This window comes from Mycolicibacterium mageritense (genome assembly GCF_010727475.1).
Taxonomy (GTDB): Bacteria; Actinomycetota; Actinomycetes; order Mycobacteriales; family Mycobacteriaceae; genus Mycobacterium; species Mycobacterium mageritense.
In genome coordinates this window covers 2,512,585-2,534,902 of the sequence record NZ_AP022567.1, presented here as the reverse complement: position 1 = coordinate 2,534,902, position 22,318 = coordinate 2,512,585, and the positions used below count along the sequence as shown (strand labels likewise).

Here is a 22,318-nt window from a genome sequence, read left to right as displayed (position 1 = left end):
TGCCGACGCAGTTAGATCCGCAGCTCGCGGAAGAACGCGTACAGCCGAATGATCCAGCAGGCCAGCGGAAATACCAGGCCGATCGCGATGTACTCGAGGATCTCCACGCGCCGCCGTGCGACGGGTGAGAACTCGAGTCGCGGCGCGACCAGGCCGGTCGCCACGACCAGGGCCATCAAGGCCACGAGCGCCACCGCCCCGTTGACCTGCCAACCGTCAAGTGACGTGGCGGTTTTCACGATCATCGCGACAGCGATGACCAGGCCGCCGCCGATCAACATGGCGGATTGCACCAGATCGTGGTGGCTGCGCCCCCGCAGGCACAGCACTGTCGCCACTGCTATCGAGAAAGCCGTTCCCTGCCAGAAGAACCCGTTGCTGACGTCCACCGCCAGGTAGCAGCCGATGGCCGCCGCGATGGCCGCCGCGGCGATGATCCCGGTCAGGTATTCGTTGGCGCGCCTGACCCGTTCGGTCATCCCCTCCTCAGTGGGGATGATCTGTTTGCCGATCGCGTTGACGCCCTCCACCGTGGTGCCGCCCTGGGTCTCGATGTCGTCGAGTGGCTCGCCTGCGGTCGGCACCCGCGGCACAGGCAATTTGGACAGCATGATGGTGGTGCGTGGCGCCAGATAGACGACGATCACCGCGACCGTCGTCAGGATCGCCCCGATGGAACGTGGATTGGGGTTCAACAACATCTCGGCCACCGCGGCGGGCGCGCACAGGACCGACACAGCGATCACCGCGGTGTACAGCGCACGTCCCCGCCCGGAGATCAGCAGCACCAGAAGCGCGATGACCGCGGTGAGCCCCAGTGCCATCGGAAGCGCCGTCACGCCGTGGCCGCCCGGGATCACGTAGAGCGCGCCACCGAACACCAGGGGCAGTGCCACCCCGCCGAGCCACGCCGACCGTGCATCGTCGCCGGTCCGGTACGGCAGCACGCAGGCGACGATCGCACAGACGACGCCCGCGAGCAGGGTCGCGATGGCCGCGATGGGCACCCCGGGTACCAGCGAAACCACCGATTGCCTGGGCAGCACCGCCGCGACGGCAACGCCCAGCAAGATGCTCAAACCGAACCACGTTGCGGGCCAAGCGTTGTCGATCAGCCATTGCTTTCGGCTGTCGACCTCCGGCGACACCGTTTCGACATCGTCGAACAACAGCGGTGCGGCAGGCACCCCGATCTCCTGCACCACCAGGAGCTCGCCGTCATAGATGCCGGCCTCGGCCAGTGATCGGTTCGGATCGATGGGAGCGCCGCCGAGTCGGGCGAACGTCCATTTGCCCTCGGTGTTGTCGAACTCGACGTCGTCGATGTCGCTGTGGACCGGGATCTGATCGTTGGCGAGTTCGATGACGTCGTTGATGACGGCCGCGATGCTGGTGTGGGTCGGCAACCCCACGTCCAGCAGCATGTCGCCCACCAGCACGGCGATGCGACTTAGCTCGAGCTCGGATTCGGACTCGGAATCCAACTCTGACAGCGACGGCGGCAACGTCATCGGATAGTGCCTCCCACCTCGCGATCCTGACGGTGTGACAATACCCACGATCGCTCGTAGCCTGGTCGGGCGACTATCGGGGCGGGGAGGTAGCTTGGCCACGCAGGGGTTTGTTCGTCGTCTGCGGGTGTCACCACCGCGGATGCCTGGTGGAGAGGTCAACCTCCAGGCGCCGCCGGAAGTGCCACGGGTCATCCCGGGCAATCTGCTGATGAAGCTCATGCCGTTCGTGATGATCGTCGCGGTCATCGGCATGATCGCGCTGATGGTCACCGTGGGCGGGCGTGACCTGACCCGCAACCCGATGTTCCTGATCTTCCCGATGATGATGATCATGTCGATGGCCGGCATGTTCATGGGCGGCGGTGGCCGCACCGGCAAAGCGGCCGCGGAGCTCAACGAGGAACGCAAGGACTACTTCAGCTATCTCGCGAACCTGCGCGACGACGCCGACGACACCGGCGAGTCGCAGCGCAAGGCCCTCGAGTGGAGCCATCCCGATCCCCGCACGCTCAGCGATGTGGCGGGCACCCGCAGGATGTGGGAGCGCAGGCCCACCGACCAGGATTTCTGTCACGTGCGTGTCGGTGTGGGCACGCACCGTCTGGCCACGCGGCTGCTGGCACCCGAGACCGGGCCCCCGGAAGACCTCGAGCCGGTGTCCACGGTCGCGCTGCGTCGTTTCGTCAAGACCCATTCGGTGGTGCACGCCCTGCCAACGGCGGTGTCACTGCGGGCGTTCCCGACCATCACGTTCGAGGGGGATCGCAAGCTCGCCCAGCAATTGGTCCGGTCGATGATCCTGGAGTTGTGCGCGTTCCACGGGCCAGACCACCTCATGGTCGCGATCGTCGCGGCCAATCCGGACAACGAGAACTGGAGCTGGGTCAAGTGGCTGCCGCAGGCGCAGCATCCGACCACGCGCGACGGTTGCGGCACCATGCGGATGCTGTACCCGTCGCTGGAGCTGTTGGAGAACTCGCTTGCGACCGATCTCGCCGAGCGGGGCCGCTTCAACCGCAACTCGCAATTGCCGCAGGGCCTCAAGCAGTTGGTGATCGTGATCGACGACGGCTACGTCACCGGCGACGAGCGGCTGATCACCGACGCCGGCCTGGACAGCGTCACCGTGCTCGACCTCAACGGCCCCGCTGACGGGACCGCCGCGCGGCGCGGCCTGCACCTCGTGGTCGAAGACGACGACATCGGTGCCAAGACCGCCGCGGGCACTGAACGTTTCGCGACTCCGGACCGGCTGACCCTGGCCGAAGCCCAGGTCACCGCGCGGCGCTTCGGGCGCTACCGCCCCGGCAACGCGGCCCACATCGTCAGCTTGGAATCCGAGACCCGGGCCACCGACCCGGGCCTGATGGCCTTGCTGAAGATCCCGGATGCGGCCGACATCGTGCCCGAGGACGTGTGGCGGCAACGGACACCGCGGGAACGCCTGCGCGTGCCGATCGGCTACACGCCGTCGGGCCAGCCCCTCGAGCTGGACATCAAGGAGTCGGCTGAGAACGGCATGGGGCCACACGGTCTGTGCATCGGTGCGACCGGTTCGGGTAAGTCCGAGTTTCTGCGCACCCTGGTGCTTGCCATGATCACGTCGCACTCACCTGAGGCGCTCAACCTCGTGCTGGTGGACTTCAAGGGCGGCGCGACGTTCCTGGGCCTCGACGGCGCACCTCACATCGCGGCCATCATCACCAACCTCGAAGACGAGTTGACGATGGTCGACCGCATGCGCGACGCGCTGGCCGGCGAGATGAACCGTCGTCAGGAACTGCTCCGGTCCGCAGGCAACTTCCCCAACGTCACCGAATACGAACGGGCCCGCGCCAACGGCGCCAAGCTGGATCCGTTGCCGGCGCTGTTCATCGTGGTGGACGAGTTCTCCGAACTGCTGTCCCAAAAGCCGGATTTCGCAGAGCTTTTCGTGATGATCGGCCGGTTGGGCCGCTCGCTGCACATCCACCTGCTGCTGGCCAGCCAGCGGCTGGAGGAGGGCAAGCTGCGTGGCCTGGACTCGCATCTGTCGTACCGGATCGGCCTCAAGACGTTCTCGGCCGGTGAGTCCCGCAGCGTGCTGGGTGTCCCGGATGCCTATCACCTGCCCAGCGTCCCGGGCTCGGCGTTCTTGAAATGCGACGCCGACGAACCGATCCGGTTCAACACCTGTTACGTGTCCGGTGAATACGTCAAGCCGCGGGTGTCGGCCCGGACCGGGCGGACGTCGCAGCTCGGGGTGTTGGCACCGAAACTGTTCACCGCGACGCCGGTCAAGAAGGATCCCGTGCCGGTGGCTCCGGTCGAGCCCGTCGAGGCGGAGGCGCCGAAGGATCCGGTGTCGACCTCGCCGACCAAGATCACCCTGCTCGACATGGTGGTCAGCCGGTTGCGCGGCCACGGGAGGCCCGCGCACGAGGTCTGGTTGCCGCCGCTCGAGGAAAGCCCGGCCGTCAACAATCTGCTGCCGGACTCGACGTGGAACGACCCGCAGAACGTCAATGGCCGGCTCTGGCTGCCCATCGGCGTGGTCGACCGCCCGTACGACCAGCGGCGCGACGTGCTGACCATCGACTTGTCGGGCGCGCAAGGCAACGTCGCCGTCGTCGGTGGTCCGCAGTCGGGCAAATCGACGGCGCTGCGCACCATCATGATGTCGGCCGCAGCCACGCACACTCCCGAGCAGTTGCAGTTCTTCTGCCTCGATTTCGGCGGCGGCACGCTCGGCAGCCTGTCGAACCTGCCGCACGTCAGCAGTGTCGCGGGCCGCATGGACACCGATCGCATCCGCCGCACAGTCGCCGAGGTGACTGGGCTGCTGCGGGAACGCGAACTGAGATTCCGGGATCTGGGCATCGAATCGATGCGGGACTTCCGGCAGCGCAAGGCGGCACTGGCCGCGCTGCCTCCGGAAGCCGCGGCTCGTGATCCGTTGAGCCGAGACCGGTTCGGCGACGTGGTGCTGGTGGTCGACGGGTGGGCGACCATCAAGGCTGATTTCGACATCCTGGAGCCTGCGCTGCAGGCCATCGCGATCCAGGGCCTGTCCTACGGCATTCACCTCGCCATCAGCGCCACGCGGTGGATGGAGATCAGGCCCGCCGTCAAGGACATGCTCGGCACGCGCATCGAGCTGCGGATGGGCGACCCGATCGACAGCGACGTGGGCCGTAAATTCGCCGAGCTGGTGCCGATGGGCCGGCCCGGTCGCGGCATGAGCCCCGACCGGCTGCACATCCTGATCGGCCTGCCCCGGCTGGATTCCAGCTCCGATGTCGAGGATCTGCCCACGGGTGTCGCCAATTCCTGTGAAGCCGTCCGGCAGTTCTACGGCGACCGGCAGGCACCTCGCCTGCGGATGCTGCCTCACGAGCTCGACCGCGCCAAGGTGGTCGAGGCTGCGCGGCGAGGTGGTCTGCTGGGCAAGGCCAAGGTAGCGATCGGGATCAGCGAATCCGAATTGGCGCCCGTGGTCCTGGATTTCGATGCCCAGCCGCACATGGTCGCGTTCGGGGACACCGAATGCGGCAAGACGGGCCTGCTGCGCAACATCGCGACCGGTTTGATGGAGAACGCGTCGTCGGACGAGGCCAAGATCATTCTGGTCGATTTCCGCCGCACCATGCTCGGCGTCGTCGACAACGATTACCTGGGCGGCTACGCCACTGCCGCACAGTCCTGCGCCGACCTGATGAAGGCACTGGCCGAATCCCTCAAGGATCGGTTGCCTCCCAGCGACGTCACGCAGCAGCAGCTCAAGGAACGGTCGTGGTGGAGTGGCCCGGACCTGTACGTGCTGATCGACGATTACGACCTCATCCCGGGTGGCTCGCTGAACCACCCGCTCGGCCCGCTGGTCGAATACCTCCCGCAGGCCCGCGACATCGGCCTACGGGTCGTCATCGCCCGGCGGATCGGCGGCGCCGGGCGCGCCATCATGGACCCGATCATCGGCAGGCTCAAAGATCTGTCGTGCAATGGTCTGGTGATGAACGGGACCAAGGATGAGGGCGCCTTGTTCGGGTACAAGCCGCAACCGATGCCGCCGGGCCGCGGCATGCTGGTCTCCCGGAGCATCAAGTCCGACGTCATCCAGCTGTCCCGGATGCCGGACCTGTGACCGGCGCCCGCGAACTCGTCCAGGTTCGGGTGGTACCTGCCGCGCCTGAACACGTGCGGCTCTCGGTCGTGGGCGGCCGCACGCAACTCGACGTGTCGCTGCCGCTCGACGCGCCGATCGCCAGTCTGATGCCCGAACTCGTGAAGCTCGTCGAATCACGCGACGTGGCAGACCGATCCGAGGACACCTCGGCGAAGGAAGCCAAACGCAACTTCTGGGTGCTCAGCCGCGCCGACGACGCCGAGCCCCTGTCACCCGACGCGACCTTGCGCAGCGCGGGCGTCGAAAACGGGGCCTTGCTGCGACTCACCGCCGAACGTGCGCTGTCGGCACCCACCCTGTACGACGACGTGGTCGACGCTGCGGCGCGGCTCAACAGGGCCTCGTACGCGGGCTGGGACGCGGTCGCCGCCAAATGGATGGCGTTCACCGGGGTCTTGCTGACGTCACTGGCCCTCCTGTACTTCCTGGTCGCCGACGCGTTCGAGGCGCACCGGCCCGCGCTGGTCGGAGTGTCGATCGTGGCGGCGCTGACGCTCGTGGGCGTGGGAGCCCTGGCACACCGCTCTTATCGGGAGCCGGCGGGGGGCGCGGTGCTCGGATGGGCCGCTATTCCCATCGCGTCGGGTGTCGTGTGGGCGCTGTCGTCCGGTTGGGGCGGATATGCCCTGGCTGCCGGCTGCGCGGGGTTGATCGTGATCCTGCTCGGGTTCTACCGCGCCATCGGCACCGGCCACTGGGGTTACCTCGCCGGCGGGGTGTTCTTCGGACTCGCGGGCCTGGCCCTGCTGGTTCACCAGGTCGGTGTCCGAACGGACTTCGTGGGCAGCGGGCTGGCCGTCGTCGGCATCCTCACGTGCCTCACCGTTCCGCGGATGACTGCTCCTCTCGAGAGGTTCAAGGCCCCGACCGCGGCGGACGAGCCCGACCGCGAAGACACCCTGTTCCAGAACCCGTTCGACACGCCGCCGCGCGCGATCCGGGCGGATGGCGAAGAGGCCGCCGATTCGACACCCACCGCCGAGGGCGTGTGGGACCGCGTGCGTTCAGCGATGCTGACGCGGTCGGCGCTCTACACGGGTCTGGCCGCCGCGGCAGCCGTCGGCGCGGCGGTGGTGTTGAGCTCGGAGGAACGCGTGCACTGGTCGGGCCTGACCTTCGCCGTGATATGCACCGTGGCGTTGAGCCTCTACACCCGCCGTCCAGGTACTCCCGTCGAACGCGCGTCGCTGGCTGTGCCTGCCCTCGCTCTCGCCGTGTACACCGGCTGGGCGGCACAGAACGGCAGCCAGCCCATCCCGCTCGTGGCCTTCGGCCTGCTCCTGGTCGCAGCAGTGGTGTGCGCAGTCGTGGCCATGGTCCGAACCACCGATGACCGGTTCGCCACCGTGCTGGCCTACCTCGAGTATCTGGCTTCGGCGGCGTTGATTCCGCTGGCCCTCTGGGTCACCGGGATCTACAGCCGGCTGGAGATCTGATGAAACGATTCGCGGCGGCCCTGGCCACGACCATGGTCGTCGTCACCATCGGGGGCGCACCGAGCGCGCATGCCATCGATCCGCCGGTGGTTCCGCCCGGGCCCGTACCGAGTGGAGCCGGAGGCGCGCCGGATGCCACCGAGCAGAAGTCGCTCTGCGGTGTCGGGGCGGTGTTCCCCAACTCTGATTTCAGCCTGCAGCCCAGCGCCGACGCGATGCTCAACTTCTCCGACGCCTGGAAGTTCTCCCGTGGCGCAGGCCAGAAGGTCGCGGTGATCGACACCGGGGTGTCGCCGCACCCGCGGCTGCCTCTCTTGGAGGGCGGTGGCGACTTCGTGTCGTCGTCGGACGGGCTCTCGGACTGCGATGCCCACGGCACCCTGGTGGCCGGGCTGATCGCCGCAACGCCCAGCCCCGACGACGCGTTCGCCGGAGTGGCGCCCGAGGCCGCGATCTTGTCGATCCGGCAGAACAGCAGCGTGTTCGAACTGAAGGGCGCGAGCGCCCAGAACGATCCGAACTCGGTGTCGCAGGGGTATGGCAGCACCCAGACGCTCGCCCGCGCCATCGTCCGCGCTGTCGATATGGGTGCGACCGTGATCAACCTGTCCGAGGTGGCCTGCGCACCGGTCGGCGCGGGCATGAACGACGCCGAACTGGGTCAGGCCGTCCGGTACGCCTTTGAACGCAATGTGGTGGTGGTCGCCGCAGCAGGCAACTTCAACAAGCAGGGCTGGTGCAACACCCAGAACGAGATCCGGGATCCGAACCTGCCCCTGGCCGACGCCTGGAAATCCGTGAAGACGATCGCCAGCCCCGCGTGGTTCCAGGACTACGTGCTGGCTGTCGGCGCATTGACACCCGAAGCCGAGCCCGCCGAGTTCAGCTTGCGCGGGCCGTGGGTCGATCTGGCGGCGCCAGGCGAGAAGATCACCTCACTCAGCCCCAACGGCCCCGGCCTGATCAACGCCTTTCAGGGAGACAAGGGTCTGACGCCGATCAACGGAACCAGCTTCGCCACCCCGTTCGTCTCAGGTGTCGTCGCACTGGTGCGCGCCCGCTTTCCGTGGATGTCGGCCGGTGAGGTGATGGAGCGGATCAAACGCACCGCGCGGACACCGGAAGCCGGCCCCAACCTGGCCACGGGCTACGGCATCGTCGATCCCGTCGCCGCCCTCACCTATCAGCTGCCACCCGCAGACCAACTGCCGGATCCGCAGACCGGACGACCGATCGACGGGCCGCCGGCGCCCGATCCGGCCAGCATGATGGCGCGCAACATCGTGTTGGGCGTGGTCGGGTTGAGCATCGCCGCGGCGGCAATCGCCCTGGCCGTCATCAAACGGCCGGCGCGTCAGCGTTCGAGCGCCGGCAGCACCAGATCCGGGCGGTAGTGCCGCAACCATGCGCCGACCACGCCCGACGGCCAGTTCGGCTCGAATTCAGCAGGGAAGATCAGGCAGTCCGGTGATTGGTGGGGCTGGCCGTTGCGGAGGTTTGACCGGCCCAGCTCATCGAGAAACTTGAGCTTGCGCGCAGATGCGCCGGGTAGCGGAGTGACCAGCCCGTAGCCGACGATTCCCCAGCCCATCACGGTGTGGGCGTGCCGCAACGCTGCCGACGCTGCCGGCCGCATCGCATTTCCGGCGAGGGTGGGATTGCGCATCGGCGGCAGCGCCGAGTTCCGGTACTCGAACCGGGTGATCTGCGCCCACGGCATGTCGATGACCACGGAATCGTCGGACTTTCGTAACCCGCCCGGATGCAGGATCAGGCGCTGCAGCTGACCATACGTGCGGCGCAGCTCGTCACGTTTCCGGAAGTAGCGGGGCACACACACCGCCGCCGCGACGATGATTCCGCCCACCAGCGATACCGCCGCGACGTGCGGGAACATCAGTCCGAGCGCCAGCGCGACCAGCAACCAGATCGCGAACGCCTGCACCAGCAAAACCGGTATCAACCTGGTGACGGTCTTGTCCGCGTTGAGTGCACAGGTCAGTTCGACCGGTCGGCTGTAATCGATCGGCTGTGTCATGCCCCCTCCTCAGGCGGCTCCCTCTGACAAACCGGTGCCACCTTGTTCACAGAATCCCCGTAGAATTTACGAGTTCAGTGTTACAGAGGAGCGAGGGGACTTGGCCGATCACGAACCGCCGCCGGCGGAGCGGAGCGGGCCTGCGCATCCTCCCTGGCTGTCACGGACACCTGAGCAGGAGGAACCGCGCGAGGGGCGCCGCCGTTCACGCCGCAGCAAACAAATGACAGCGGATGACACTCTGCTGCCACCGCCGCCTCAGCCAGCGGCGGAACCGCCGCGCGTCGATGAGCCGCCAGAGGTTCTGCCCGACGGCGTGATCAAGCGTGTACGCCTGGCCAGCCCTCCGCCAAGCGTCGAACATCGAATTGCTCAGCTCCGGGCCGAGCAAGCCCTCAATCCGTCGGACGACCGCCCTGAGAACCCAGAGGCAGGTGTGCCGCAATGGCGGGCGGCAACGCCGGCGGATCCCGCTGTCGATGTTGGCCAGGCGCCGCGTCACGCACGCGGTGAGGACGTCGATTCCGATGCCGGTTCGTCCTGGTTCGATGAAGCCGCCCAGAAATACGACGATGAGCCCGGCGACGCGGTCGATGACACCGACTTCTCGTTGACCGAGGATGCCGAGACCGCGCCGGCAGCCTTCGACGAGCGTTCTCACGACGCAGACGATGTCGACGAACCCTCGCCAAATCACGAGCGTGAAGAAGATGGTGACATTTCCCCGGAATCTCGCGATCTTGTTCACGTTGGGCGCGAAGAGACCTCCGAGAGTCCCGGCGCGGACAACGTAGCTGATGATGCCGATGGTGAGGCATCGCCGGAACCGCCATCGGATGCTTTCGAGTTTGACGACATTGCCGCGCGTGCTGATCGGTTACTCGCGCGGCAACAGGCGGCGATTGAAGAATCCTCGCCGGCCGAACCGCAACCCGAAACGCCGGCGGCTTCTTTTGAGTTCGACGACATCGAGGCTCGCGCTGACCGGTTGCTCGCGCGACGACAGACGCCCTCCGAAGAAGACATTGTCGACGAGGCTGGGGATACCGGCGTAGATGGCACCGGCGATGCGTTCGACGAAACCGTCGGCGAATCCTTCGATGACGCATCGTCTGAACCGGAATCGGCCCCACCTGGTGTCGAGCTCGAACTCGACGACAGCACCCCACCAACGGCTTTCGACTCCGAACCGGCTCCCGAAGCGCCCGCGGAACCTGAGGTCGACGAGATCGAAGCTCGTGCGGCGCGCCTACTCGCGCAGATGGAAGCACGGCGTGGGCAGCGTGCGCCGGTAGAGCCGGAGCCGCCGGCCGAGCCGGAAGTTGTCGAAGCACCTGCTTCGGCAGCTGTGGAGGATGTCGCGGATGTCGAAGAACCGGCTGCCCCCGAGACACCACCACCAGCCGACGTTGAACCCAACGCTGAGCAGATCGAGTCGTCGGAAGATCGGGTTGACGAGCCCGCGGTGCAGCAGCCACTTGGTGCGCACGATGCGCCCGCCGATCCGTTCGCGGTGGCCGAGCCTGAACCTGATCAACATCACGCCGACGGTGCCCCAGAGCGCCCCACTCGGCAGCGGTCTGACAAGCGGATGGCGTTGCCGCCGTGGCAGGTTCCCAGTGCGGCGATGAGCCGCGAGTTCGATCCCACGCTCGATGCGACTGGGCGTCAGGCCGTGCGCCACCCCGTCGAGCCCAAGATGGAGGAGCCGATCGCGCAGGCGCCGCCTCCACCGGCAGACCGGGAACCGCCGCCTCCTGCGCAGGATCAGCCGCCGCAGCCACCGCCGGGTTTCCAGGGCCCGCCGCCGGGGTGGGGCCCGCTTCCGCCGCCACCCCCGCCACCCGGCTGGAGAAACCCGCCGCCGTGGATGACCATGCCCCTGCCACCGCCAGGCTGGTTGCCACCTCCGCCCGCGCCGCCCGGGTACGAACCGCCGCCGCCGCGGCACGCGGAGCAGGCGCGTCACGCAGCACCGCCGCCACCGCAGACCGAGCCACCCCGGCACGCGCAGCCGGAAGGATGGGTGCGACCACCGTCGGCGTCCCCGCCCCCACCGAATTACCAGCAGCCGCAAGCCTTCCGGGTGCCACCCTCGCTCGACGAGGCCGAGGTGTTCAACCGGAGCCGCCATGCGCCGCAGTCTGGTTGGCGGCGCACCGTGCACAGGGCCACCGGCGGCCGGATCAATCCCGGTGATTCCCGTAAGAACCGCGCGATGGAAGAGCTGCTCGCTCAGATCCGCCAGCCGATAGTCGGCGACTTCCGCATCGCGGTGCTGTCGATCAAAGGTGGAGTCGGAAAGACCACGACCACTTTGGGCTTGGGCTCAGCACTGGCGATGGTGCGAACCGACCGGGTGATCGCGCTCGATGCCAACCCCGACCGTGGCACCCTCGCCGAACGCGTGCGAGACTTCTCGACCAGGTCGACCGTGCGTGACCTGCTGCGCGATCAGAACATCCGGCGTTACGCCGACGTGCGTGCCCACACTCGGATGGCCTCGAGCCGGCTGGAAGTGCTGGCGAGCGAACAGGATCCGGCCGTGGCCGAGGTGTTCGGCGAGACCGACTACCGCCACACCATGGACATCCTGCGGCACTACTACAACGTCATCCTCACCGATTGCGGTACGGGCATCATGCACTCCGCGATGGCGGGCGTGCTCGATCTCGCGCACGCCATCGTGTTGGTGAGCTCACCGGCCATCGACGCCGCCCGCAGCGCGTCGGCCACCCTTGACTGGCTCATGCAGCACGGCCATGCCGGGCTGGTGCGGGAAGCCCACGTTGTCCTCAGCGCGTCCCGGCCCGGCTCGGCGGCCCTGAAGTTGGACAAGGTGTACGAGCATTTCGAAGCACGTTGCCGGTCAATACATTTGATTCCGTTCGACGAGCATCTCGCAGAAGGCGCAGACATCGACTTTGGACTGCTCAAGCCGGCCACGATGCAGGCCTACATCGAGTTGGCCGGTGCGGTGTCCGAGAAGTTCTCCAGGCTGCGGGTGTCGTACGACGGGCGATAGCGCGCTCTCCAAGTTGGCTGATTGTCGATCTGCTCTGGCGTCTTCGCGACGTGGTCCGGCCTCTAACGCAGCTGCCGCTCGATCGTGACGGGTGCTGCGTGGCGTCTTTACTCGTATATCCGTGTCTCAACACGCAGTCTTGGTTGGCCATTCTTGTCCGGTGCGGTGAATTTCGCGAAGAACCCTGGTGGCGTGCTGAAACGGACGTGGTCATAGCCGTACTTCTCGGGTTTGTCCCTGGCCGCTTGCTCGCTTATGAGCGGGTGAACTATGTCTGCAAGCTTTTGTGCCCTCTGGAGGAACTCGACGAGGGATACATCGACGTTGACAGGGGCGTCGACGATGTACTTCACACTTTTGCCACCGGTGGGCGCATTCCACGATCCGGTTTCAGTCGGGCCGACCGTGAAGCCCAGCGTGTGCCCCCAATTGCGGATGGTGTCCACTATGCGATCGGCCTGCGCAGGGACATCGGATCGCTTTGGCAATGACGCCGGATTGGCGTCATAGACGATAGGTCGCCGCTCATCGGCGGGGTTCAGAGGCCAACTTCGTGAACTGAACGATGCCGGTCCTGTGCTGGCCGCGGTGTATCCGCAGTAGTAGTGGGGACTGGTGAAGACGATTTCACGGAGATCGTCACGGTACTTGAAAGTGCTTGGTATTTGGGGTTTTTTAAGGTCAATCGTCCACATGTACGGAGCGATGATGTGCTCGCCCGGCTTGCCGACGGTCTTACTCAGATCCATCGGCAGGGTCTTGAGAACCTGGGGCACCACATCGTTGAGAAGTTGGTGGAACGTCAGACTGTTCACTGGGTAGGTGAGCTTGTTGACCAGCGCGGCGCAGTTGGCCTCGCCGTAGGGATCCATGACGGACTGATGCCGGGTGGGGCTACCCGCTCTCGTGTGCCACGACTGCTCTATCCATGCGTCGGCGGGTGTTGTACCACCTTCGGCGAGGACTCTGGCCACCTCGCGCATGAACTCGATTCCGAACACGATCACCGAGTTGGCTTGTCGCCAGTCCAACCAATGCCGGGTGGAGACCATCCCGGCTCGGCAACCCGGTTGCGCCACATCGGGGATCACATATGCGTGCTGTTGCCGAAAACCCGTGCGGAGCTGCACCCACATCCACTCGGTAACGGAGCGATCTGCCCACGGCCGCCCCACGTCTAGCCGCCGTTCGTGCCACGGACGCGGGCGGCGAATCGACTCGCAAACGTCAGCGCCACCTCATCCGGCAATGTCGACGTCGACGCTTTCTCAACGACCCCGTCGTCAGCGACCAGAAAGTACGCACGTCCGATGGCGATTTCGCCCGGCTCGACCGGGGCGAACACCTGCCAACCGGCGTCCATCCGCGCGGCGACCAGTTGATCCAGTGGGTAGGAAGCTGGGTCGATACGGTTCGTCAGGCAGTAATCCACGACGAGGTTCTTTGCGGTCACCTCATCGATCGGCGGGTATGCCGGCAGCAAGACACCTGCGGCGTCGAGTTGGGAAATCGCCTCGGCCACATCGAAATTCGCTGGCACGCCGTCGATGAACAGCCGGTTGAGGTACCGCTCGGACGCGACGCCGACCTCCGCGGCACGCACCAGGTTGAGCGCGGCGTACGCATTGCGGTCGGTCAACTCGACACCGATGCGCTTGAGAACGTTCGCCACGAGGTCAGCGGTGGTTTCTGCCGTCCACAGACCAGGCATTCCGGCAGTGATCTCGTCCGTCGGCTGCCAGTTCTGGTCGTCGGGGCTCAGCGTGGCGGCTTGGGGAAGGTCGGACCGAAACCAGTTCTCGCCAGCCCACCAGTAGCAGAACGAGAGGAGCCCACGACCGGCGCGCGGATCCAGGTACAGGTTCTGTAGCCAGGGTGGCGCGCCGCGATAAAGGTCGGGCCACTCGATGAGTCCCTTGTAGGCGGCCGAGAGCAGCGGCGAGTCGTCGCGACCGCCGGAGACGACTGCGCGGTTTCCGGGCAGCCGGGCGATGGTGCACCCGCCGTTTTCACCGCGGTACACCGCGAACGCTGGATCAGTGCGTGGTCCGACGGGCGCGTCGGAGCCACGGCATACGGCGGCAAGTACCGCGGTTCGAGCCCACAACGCTGGGAACGCCGGCAGCTCATCATCGGATTGCCGTACGCCGACGCCCTCGGTGCCGGCCTCTGCCCAGGCCTGCGCGGGTGTTCGCGTCTGCTGGCCCTCATTTCCCATGTGCGCCAACAGCCACACGGGGGCATCCGGGCGAGGATAGGTCTCGAAATCCCGCAAGTATGCCTCTGCCGACAGCAGCTGATCTTCCGGAATCTCGACGTCGCCGTAGTCGAACGCGACCTTCAGCTCACCGGAGTTGTCGAGATCGAACAACAGCCGCAGCCATGGACCCTGCGCACCGATGGTCGACTCTCGCTGCCGGCGGACCAAGTCGACAGCGGCGGGGGCGACGGGTACACCGACAATGCGGTCGCCCAACACCGCAACAGCCTTCGCGATCTCTTCTCCCCCGGCGAGGCTGAAGACACCGTGCAGCGAGCGCCATCCCTCGGGAGCCGCCTGAGCGACGATCGCGGCTGCCTGGTCGACCAGGGCCTGGGGATCTGTGGCCGGTTCTGCCGAGACGCCGCCAATGTTCGCCTTGGCCAACGACTCCGCCGCATATCGGGTGGGATCGAACTCCTGCGGGTCAGTCACCGGTGTCTTCCCTTCAGCTCCGAACGGCGAGTTGATCGAACCGGACGTACGACACCTTCGACGGGTCTCCGACCGGGTGCACGCGTAAGGTCAGCAGTGGCCCGGGCGTATCGTCGGCGATCACCACTTCTGTTGTCCCGGGCGGCAAGTCGGCGGGCCATCCCGCGTCGTCAGTTGGGTCGGCGGTGAGCAATCGTGCGGTGGTGCCAGTCAGGCCCGTCTGGTCCAGTCGGATCACCTGCCACCGCGGCGTTTCATCGTGTCCGTCAGCCACCATTTCCTCAGCATATGTCTGTAGTGCCGCGACCTGATGCGGCCTCTCGCTCCCCGTCGACGAGTTCACCTACGTGTCACTCCCCCACCCTTACCTGACAGCGCGTACGCCGCAACACCCCAATTGCAGCTGATCTTGCCGACGCTGGCACCTCTGTCGACAACTTCAATGTATGGCCATGTCAGGCGGCATGGCTACGCTGGGGTTCGACCCTGCATGACCGCAACAGGTGAAGGGACACGACTGTGCGTCTGGAGCTGCTCAACTTCATATCCCGATGGGGCGAGCCGATCGACCCCGTCGAGGTGCCGCAGAGCTACTTCGACGAGTACGGCGATCAACTGCCCGAGTTGATGGTTGACCTGTGGCGCGAGATCGGATTCGCCGGGTTCGGCAACGGACTGCTCTGGGTATGTGACCCGCACGCCTGGCAACCGATCGTCGACACCTGGCTCGACGGCGTAGAGCTGCCCGGCGACTACCGGGGCGAACAGATTCCCATCTTCCGCACGGCCTACGGGGAGACGAAGTGCTTCAAGCCAGGACTTGGGCAGAAACTCACGATCAATCCCGCTTTGTCCATGATCGCTCTTTTCCGACCGGAACCCGTTGCGGGCCAAAAATGGATCGATATGGATATCAGCAGCATTCTCAAATATCCGGCCAATCAGTTTCTTCTAGACGCCGATCCGCCGGATGAGGGAGACGACCTGCAAGAAGATCTGTTCCCCCGCATCGTCGAGCGGTTAGGCCGCACCACCCACGACACCATCTACACCTTCGACCCCAGTGTTCAGGAAGGCGGTGACATCCGTGTCGAATACGCCAAGATTGCGGATGCCGCCACCGAACTCACGCGGCTGCGATCCCTGAAAGCCCCACGCACGCGGATCTTTTAACGGTGCGGGAATCGCTACCGGACATCGGTGTACCAGATATCAAGCGGCTCGTCACCACGCCCAGCATCGATCTGCGCTTGAGCAATCGCTTGAATTGCTTTGTACAGCTTGTTTCGGTTGCCGTCGGGGTCGACAATCTGTTGCGTCCAGATCGACCCTAGTGACGAGTTGATCGACGAATCGCCGAGCACCGGCAGGCCGACGTAGGTCGGGATGTGGTCGGCGCCTCCTCCGGCGCAGTCCTGCTCGTGCAGCGCCGCCAGCCGTGACATGACGAATGCGACTTGTTCGTTGAGGAACTGCTCAGGATCGGCTAAGCGGCCTTCTTCCACAAGTCGTTCTGCTTCCGCGCGCAGCTGTTCGCGTAACGACGCTTGGAACGACTCGCGCGCGGGGAGGTTCCCATCACGCGACGGATGAACCTTGTCATCGTGGAAGACGGACAGAGCGTCTGCCACCTCTTCCGCGGTGCAGCGGGTCAGACCCCGCATCTGACGCTCGAACTGCCACTCCAAGCCCGGGCCCAGTCGGTCTGCAATATCTTGCCGGATGTGCTGCAGATCCAAGGTCGGCCAATGCTGTGCCCGCTGGTCATTGGACATCAGCTCACGGGCCACCCACGGGTCGTCGATACCGTTGGTCCGTATCCGAGACTCGATGTACTGCCGGGCTACTTCATCGACTCGCGCACGAATCTCGGCGTCTAGATCGATGTGACGGGCTTGAGCGGCCGCATCCTGCACCTCCCGCAGATGTTTCAATGCGACCGCGACATCGGTGTTCTGCGAGCGAGCGAGGTCGACCGCGCTGCGCGCGTTATCACCGGAGACAAACTCCGCGTAGCGGCTTGCCAACCGTCGCTCTGCCTCTGTCATCTGCTCGGCCAGCAGCCGTCCCCTCATTTCTGGGGACTGGTGATCCCAAGCCGCCTGGCGTTCATCATCACCGAGCCGCAATAGGTTTTCATCGGAGTAACGGAGCTCGGCTCGGGCCGCCTTGAGATCCGCCTTGAGATCTTTGCGACGATCTGAAAGCTCTCGCGCACGCGCGTCGTCGCCAGCTTGGGCAGCCTCTTTGCGTTCTGCTTCAACCCTGGCTGCCTCATATGCCAACCTGCGTATCTCGGCCTGGCGGGTATCCGAGTCCGGCCGGACCTCATCGATACGCTGCCGGACCTCACGCAAAGCTGTGTCGTCGGAGGCCGGTGTACGCAGTTCCCTCTGTATCGACTCTTGCAGATGGTCGGCGTGACTGACCGCGCGAATGAGTTCGCGCGATTCGTCAGCCCGGTACTGCGCCTGGGTCAGCTCCTTCTTCTTGGCATCGAGTTCCTGCTTCAGCACCGCTTCGTCACCATCAGCGGCTCTCCTGCGGGCGTCGAGATCTGCGAGCTCATCTCGGAGCCGCTGGACCTCGTCCACTCTGGCTTGATGCTGCTCTTGGGCGCGGGCGACGGCCTCTGCGATCACTTGATCGCGTAGCACCGGGTCGGTGGGCAATTGCGACGGCAGATCGGTGTTTTGGAGCGGCCGGTGCGTATCGTGGCCGGACTCGTCGGACTGTGGCCGCGTCTCGCCCGTTGGGGTGTGGTCGGACTCCGGGTGTTCGGCGCCGATTCGATCATCCGGTGCACCACGGACTTCGGGGAGCGGAGGTGGCCGGTTCGGGTCGAGGCCGAGGCTCTCGTTGACGCTCGGCCGGCTCGCCATCGAGCGTTCGGCGATGGTGTTGTACAGGTCATCGCCGTCCAGTCCGCGCTCACGGTATTTGGCGACGATGTCATCCCAGCTGTGATTGGGATTCTCCCGCGTGAGCCGCTCGGCACCGGCGCGGTCGCTCATCAGTTCGCGTGCCCAGGACCGAAGTTCGTTGCGCGCCTCGAACATTGCCCGCGCGCGTGTCTCCGGGTCGACACCGCGCTGCACCAGGTTCTCGTGCAGCGCATGCATCCGCTGCTCGCCGTTGAGGTACACCGACCGCACCTCGTAATCGGAAAGCGAGCCGGGGTGGTAGGCAGGCAGGCCGAGCAGGTCCGAGATGTGATCGGGCGGGTACTCGTGGCCGTCGGTCCGGTCGTGGGCGGGAAGGTCGGTCGGATCGCGGTGTTCCGCGGCGATGCGCTGGCCGTCGCCCGCCCGGGGGGTGTGGGTGGTGTCGGTGTTCGGATGGGTCGGCGTGCCGTCGGGATGGAACGTCGCGATCTGTGTGTGCGAGACGTGGTCGATCCCCTGCGGCGGCCACGGACGCGGAGTCCGCTCGTCGCCCTCGTAAACGAGCGGCCGACTTGGGTCGTCGGGATTGGGCTCTACGGAGTAGGTGTGCGAACCGGGATGCCCATCGGGCAACCCGTCGGCGTGATAGGTGTCGACGACGATGACGCTCTCGCCTCTGCGGGTTGCCGCGATGATGTCGTCGAGCGTTGCGTCCCGCAATTGAGTGCCAAGGGCCCGTTCGTAATCCGACCGCGGGACACCACGATCCCCGTACTCGCCCTCGACCTGCCGGACCGTGGTGCCGGGGTGACGTTCGGTGAAACCGTCGATGGTTCGTGGCACGCAGTCGTTCGCCGGATAGCCCAACGCCGGTTCGGCCGTGCGGGTGCGCGCCGGATCGCCGAACATCGCTGACGGATCTCGGTGATTCGTCTCCAGGCTGATCTGGTCGGTGTTGCCGGTGAGGATGTGGCTGAAGTTGTCCAGCGATTCGGTTACCCGGGCATTCGGGTTGTCGCGCAACAGAATCGGATCTTTGCCGTTGAACTCTTCGGAGGCAAAGTAGCGAGTGTGTGGTTTGATCCCGCCGAGATGTTCGGGCGAACTGTACTGCGCGGCAAGCCGGTTCGCGCCGAACTCTGACATCGCCGGATCGAAACCTTGACCAAGCCCGGACAGCCGACCGCTCAGCCGGTCAGCGAGGCTTGAGACGCCCAGCGCCAGGTTCGTGAGCGATCCGTAGCGGCCCTCCACAGCGCCTACGAAGGTCGAAGTACTCAGGTTCTGCAGGTAAGTACTGGCCCTGTTCGGCGTGCCGTCCATGTGCGCGCCCGTCCAGGTGACGACATCCCGGCTCGCGGACGCAACATAGACGTTCTCCGGACCGATCCCGAAATCGCGTGCGTGCGTGAGCGGTCCGGCGCCAGGGGAGCCGAGCAGCGTCACAGTACTGATGTAGTCGGCAAGCCGGCCACCGACGCCGGCGTGCGCAGTGGTCGTCGAACCGTACGAGTGGCCGAACAGATGGACACTCGGACTGTCCGAGCGGGAGCCCACGATGCCGGCCACGTCGTGCGCCAACCGGTGCCCGCCTGCTTCGGCGAACTGCTGGGTCGCGGTTTCTCGTCCTAGCTTGATCGGATGACCGGACGGCGCGTCGTAGCCGATCCAGGACACCACCGCGGTCTCCAAGTCACCCTGTTCCTGGTGTGCTCGGATGTGATGGTTCTCAGCGTTGTCGACATTGAGTTCGATGCTGCGGATCGTTGTGGTGATACCCGGCGTGTGAACGGCCACCGCGGCAGCCGTATCGAGATTGCCGACGGCAACCGCGATCCGACCGTCGCCGTTGAAAGCCGTTGGGTCGTATGTGTACAGCTGGCGTGGCGAGGCATTCTCGGGATGGCCGTACACCGCGTTCCACGCCGCGTCGGCATTTCGCGCCAATTGGCGAATTTCGGAACTATCGGAGAACAACGAGGCGAGCCGTTTCAACCGGCCGGACGGGTTGAACTGATCGCTGCGCACCGGGGCGGGCCGCGCGACGTTCTCGGGATCGGCCAGGTGCGCGTTCATCGCGTGCGCGAACTCACGGATCGCATCGGCGTGCTGCGGATGGACGGCAACCATGTCCTCGACCAGGTTGTGCCGATTGAGCACATCGCGCACCGAGGCCGGCAAGCCGTCGAGATCACCGAGATCCGTGCGGTGTCCTTCCCGGGTCTCCTGGGCGATCACCGCGTCGCGTTCGGCTTGGGTCAGGTCGCTCCACTGATCGCGGACCCGTTGCGCCGCGTCATGCACGTCGGCGGTCTGGCCGTTGTCCTGATCGGTGCGGTGCTGGCCGAGCTCATCGACAATCTGTGCCGGGTTGCGTGTTTCGCGGTTGGCCGGGCTGTGGTTCGAGTGGTCGGGATCCTCGCTGGGGCGTGCGCGGCCGCCATCGCGATCGGGCGGCTCGCCGTTGCGCGGCGGCGGATTGTCGGCCGGATCACGCGGGGCACCGATGCGATCGGCGCCGTTGACGGGCCGCTGCCCGGGACGCGCCGTATCGGGTCGGCCGTTGCCCCCCGTCCGTGTCGACGTGCTGTCGCCACCGGCGTGGGGCAGCACGGGTGTCACGGCGATGGGCGGGATGGTCGATTCGGGTTTCGAACCCGGATCCTGGTGGTGCTGTCCGTCCTGCTGGTCGGTGATCTCTTGACCTGAACGATCCTGTGCGGCAGAGGTTTCCGCGCTTCGTGCAGCGGGGGTTCCCGCGGGTTCGGTCGAGGTATGTGCAGTCGAGGGGTCTGACAGCGATGGCCGCGCGGTAGGTGCCGGTGTATCGGTGGGGCTGGTCTTGGCAGGGGCTGATTGAGGTGTCGACGGATTGTTGGCGGGTGTGGTCGGAGTCGGGGTATTGCTGGGTGACGTCGGCCCGGGCATCGACGGTGTGCTCGGGGCGGACGGAGTCGATGCGCCCGGTTGAGCGACGGGCGCAGACGGTTGTGGCTCGCTGGTTGTGTGGTCCGTAGGGGTCGAGGGCGTCGTATGACTTGCGGTGTCGGTGGTGTTGGTGTCAGTCGGGTGGCTGGGAGACGTGGTGTCCGGGCGGGTGCCGGAGGACTCTGTGGGGTCACCGCCGAGCTTCGGCTCGCCGGAGTGGTGGGCCTGCTGCCCGGAATCGGTTGTCGGCGTTCCGTTCTGGCTCGTTGTCTCCTGAGTGCCGGACGGCTCTTTGGTCGGCCCGGCCTCGTGCTGGGCCGAGCTGCCGTCCTGTCCGGCCGGGGCGTGGCTGGTCTCCGACGGCCCGGAAGGTCCGCTGTCACCACTGTGCGTGGCGGACGCACTGTGCGAGCCACCGTCCCCGTTGGTGGACGTCGAAGAGGAGGGAGCGGTGTGCGATACCGGATCCTGTGAGGTGCTCGTGGCGGGCGAGCCGGCGGAGGTGTCTTGCGACTGCGACACTCCGGCATGACTGTTGGTGTCCGACGAGGAATGCGAGGTAGAAGTCGAAGTGTTGCTTGACGATTGATGGTCGTTGCCGTTGTGGGTCTGTTGCCCGTTGTTGCCCGTTTCGCCGTTCGGGCGGGAACCGTTGGCGCCGTTGATGTCAGGACGCCCCGGCGAGCCCGTGTCCGGTCTGCCGTTGCCATTGTTTGAATTACCGTGGGAGCCACTCTTGGCGCCGTGCACACCGCCGGTCGCTGCGCTGCTGGCCGCACCGCCGAAGATGGAGACGGCATCCAGATCGCCGCCCGTTCCGAGCGTTCCGGCGACGTTGCCGGCAATACCCGCCCCGTAGCCACTCAAGGCACCCTTGAGAGCATTGGTCACTGGGTTGTCCGACCGGCCCATGGCGCGGGTCAGGCCCTCGCCCACGGGCGACCCGACCGCCCCACCGATTCCGGAAGCGGCGATGACGATTCCAGCTTGCTTCCAGTCGATTCCGTCTCGGTTGCCCTGCGCGACCTGGAAGCCTTGGATCGCCAGCTCCTGGCCGAGGCCGATGGCGATTTCCTGCGCGGCCTCCCTGAGTAGTCGGCGGACCATGGTTTTGGTCATGGCCTCGCCGAGTTTTCGGAGCAGTTGGCGCAACAGCATCATCACCAGCTGGCGCACCGTCATGATGGTCGCGGCCTCGGCCGGCGGTATGAGGCTCAGTGAGCCGCCGAAAGTCTCCGGCGCCGCGGCGAGCGCCCAGGCGATCTCCGCCGCGGCGATGGCCAACGACGTGATGATCTGCAGCTTGGTGTATTCGATCTCCGTGCCGGCCCCGTCGGCCAGATCACCCAGGGCGGACATCGCCTGTGAGAGTTTGTCGACCGAATAGTCACCGTCGAACAGCATGGCGAATTGCTCTTCGGCCGCGTCGGCGGTTTCGCCCATCAGCACCGACATGGTTTCCGAGCGCACCCGGTTCAGGTCGGGTATCAGGTCGGACAGGTCACTGGCCGCGTCGCGCCAGTAGTCGCCAATGCGGCGCATGGCCGTTTCGTCGCCCTGCGGCCATTCCGAGCCGGTGAGGTACGAAACCCATTGCAAACCGGGGGGGATCTCAATGCCCACGTGAGATCC

General features: G+C 65.9%; 12 protein-coding genes and 1 pseudogene. 5 read left to right on the top strand and 8 right to left on the bottom strand.

Going from position 1 to position 22,318, the window contains the following annotated elements; translation table 11 throughout:
• Positions 1-11: 11 nt before the first annotated feature.
• Entirely contained in the window at positions 12-1,511 is a 1,500-nt protein-coding gene (gene eccD, locus G6N67_RS11930; protein WP_036430506.1) for a type VII secretion integral membrane protein EccD, read from the bottom strand.
• A 94-nt stretch (positions 1,512-1,605) separates the two neighbouring features.
• Between eccD (G6N67_RS11930) and G6N67_RS11925 the strand changes: the two genes are divergently transcribed.
• From G6N67_RS11925 to mycP, 3 genes are read left to right on the top strand one after another with little or no spacing between them, the layout of a single operon-like run.
• A complete protein-coding gene (locus G6N67_RS11925; protein ID WP_036430504.1) occupies positions 1,606-5,637 on the top strand; it encodes a type VII secretion protein EccC in 4,032 nt (1,343 codons plus the stop codon).
• Complete coding sequence (gene eccD, locus G6N67_RS11920; protein WP_036430501.1) at positions 5,634-7,115, top strand: type VII secretion integral membrane protein EccD; 1,482 nt, start codon at positions 5,634-5,636, stop codon at positions 7,113-7,115. Before G6N67_RS11925 ends, eccD (G6N67_RS11920) begins: the two co-directional genes overlap by 4 nt.
• A complete protein-coding gene (gene mycP / locus G6N67_RS11915; RefSeq protein ID WP_036430499.1) occupies positions 7,115-8,509 on the top strand; it encodes a type VII secretion-associated serine protease mycosin in 1,395 nt (464 codons plus the stop codon). Before eccD (G6N67_RS11920) ends, mycP begins: the two co-directional genes overlap by 1 nt.
• Here the strand turns inward: mycP and G6N67_RS11910 are convergent.
• From G6N67_RS11910 to G6N67_RS39505, 3 genes are all read right to left on the bottom strand, one after another.
• Positions 8,470-9,153 carry a hypothetical protein gene (locus G6N67_RS11910; RefSeq protein WP_036430497.1) on the bottom strand — a complete coding sequence of 228 codons (684 nt, stop codon included), beginning with the start codon at positions 9,151-9,153 and terminating at the stop codon, positions 8,470-8,472. The two genes, mycP and G6N67_RS11910, sit on opposite strands and share 40 nt — an antisense overlap.
• Before the next feature lie 205 nt (positions 9,154-9,358).
• Positions 9,359-9,901 (bottom strand): hypothetical protein, encoded by a 543-nt coding sequence (locus G6N67_RS39175; RefSeq protein WP_051578567.1) that lies wholly within the window; start codon positions 9,899-9,901, stop codon positions 9,359-9,361.
• A 501-nt stretch (positions 9,902-10,402) separates the two neighbouring features.
• On the bottom strand, positions 10,403-10,693 hold the full coding sequence (locus tag G6N67_RS39505) for a hypothetical protein (RefSeq protein WP_131524618.1): 291 nt from the start codon (positions 10,691-10,693) through the stop codon (positions 10,403-10,405).
• 135 nt (positions 10,694-10,828) lie between these two features.
• Between G6N67_RS39505 and G6N67_RS39170 the strand changes: the two are divergent.
• Positions 10,829-12,178, top strand: a pseudogene (locus G6N67_RS39170) (MinD/ParA family ATP-binding protein); the annotation flags it as partial.
• Positions 12,179-12,285: 107 nt separating this feature from the next.
• Here G6N67_RS39170 and G6N67_RS11900 read toward each other — a convergent pair.
• From G6N67_RS11900 to G6N67_RS11890, 3 genes are all read right to left on the bottom strand, one after another.
• The gene (locus G6N67_RS11900) at positions 12,286-13,269 is read right to left on the bottom strand and encodes a hypothetical protein (protein WP_163642170.1); all 984 of its coding nucleotides are present in this window, start codon (positions 13,267-13,269) and stop codon (positions 12,286-12,288) included.
• Between the two features lie 86 nt (positions 13,270-13,355).
• Positions 13,356-14,873: a hypothetical protein gene (locus G6N67_RS11895; RefSeq protein WP_051578565.1), complete on the bottom strand. Its 1,518-nt coding sequence runs from the start codon at positions 14,871-14,873 to the stop codon at positions 13,356-13,358.
• Positions 14,874-14,886: 13 nt separating this feature from the next.
• Positions 14,887-15,150, bottom strand: a complete 264-nt coding sequence (locus G6N67_RS11890; protein WP_036430489.1) for a DUF7161 family protein — start codon at positions 15,148-15,150, stop codon at positions 14,887-14,889.
• A gap of 242 nt (positions 15,151-15,392) precedes the next feature.
• Between G6N67_RS11890 and G6N67_RS11885 the strand changes: the two genes are divergently transcribed.
• Positions 15,393-16,046: a GAD-like domain-containing protein gene (locus G6N67_RS11885; RefSeq protein WP_036430487.1), complete on the top strand. Its 654-nt coding sequence runs from the start codon at positions 15,393-15,395 to the stop codon at positions 16,044-16,046.
• Between the two features lie 14 nt (positions 16,047-16,060).
• On the opposite strand, the gene G6N67_RS11880 is transcribed toward G6N67_RS11885, so the two are convergent.
• Complete coding sequence (locus G6N67_RS11880) at positions 16,061-22,309, bottom strand: alpha/beta hydrolase (protein ID WP_036430485.1); 6,249 nt, start codon at positions 22,307-22,309, stop codon at positions 16,061-16,063.
• Between the last annotated feature and the right edge of the window lie 9 nt (positions 22,310-22,318).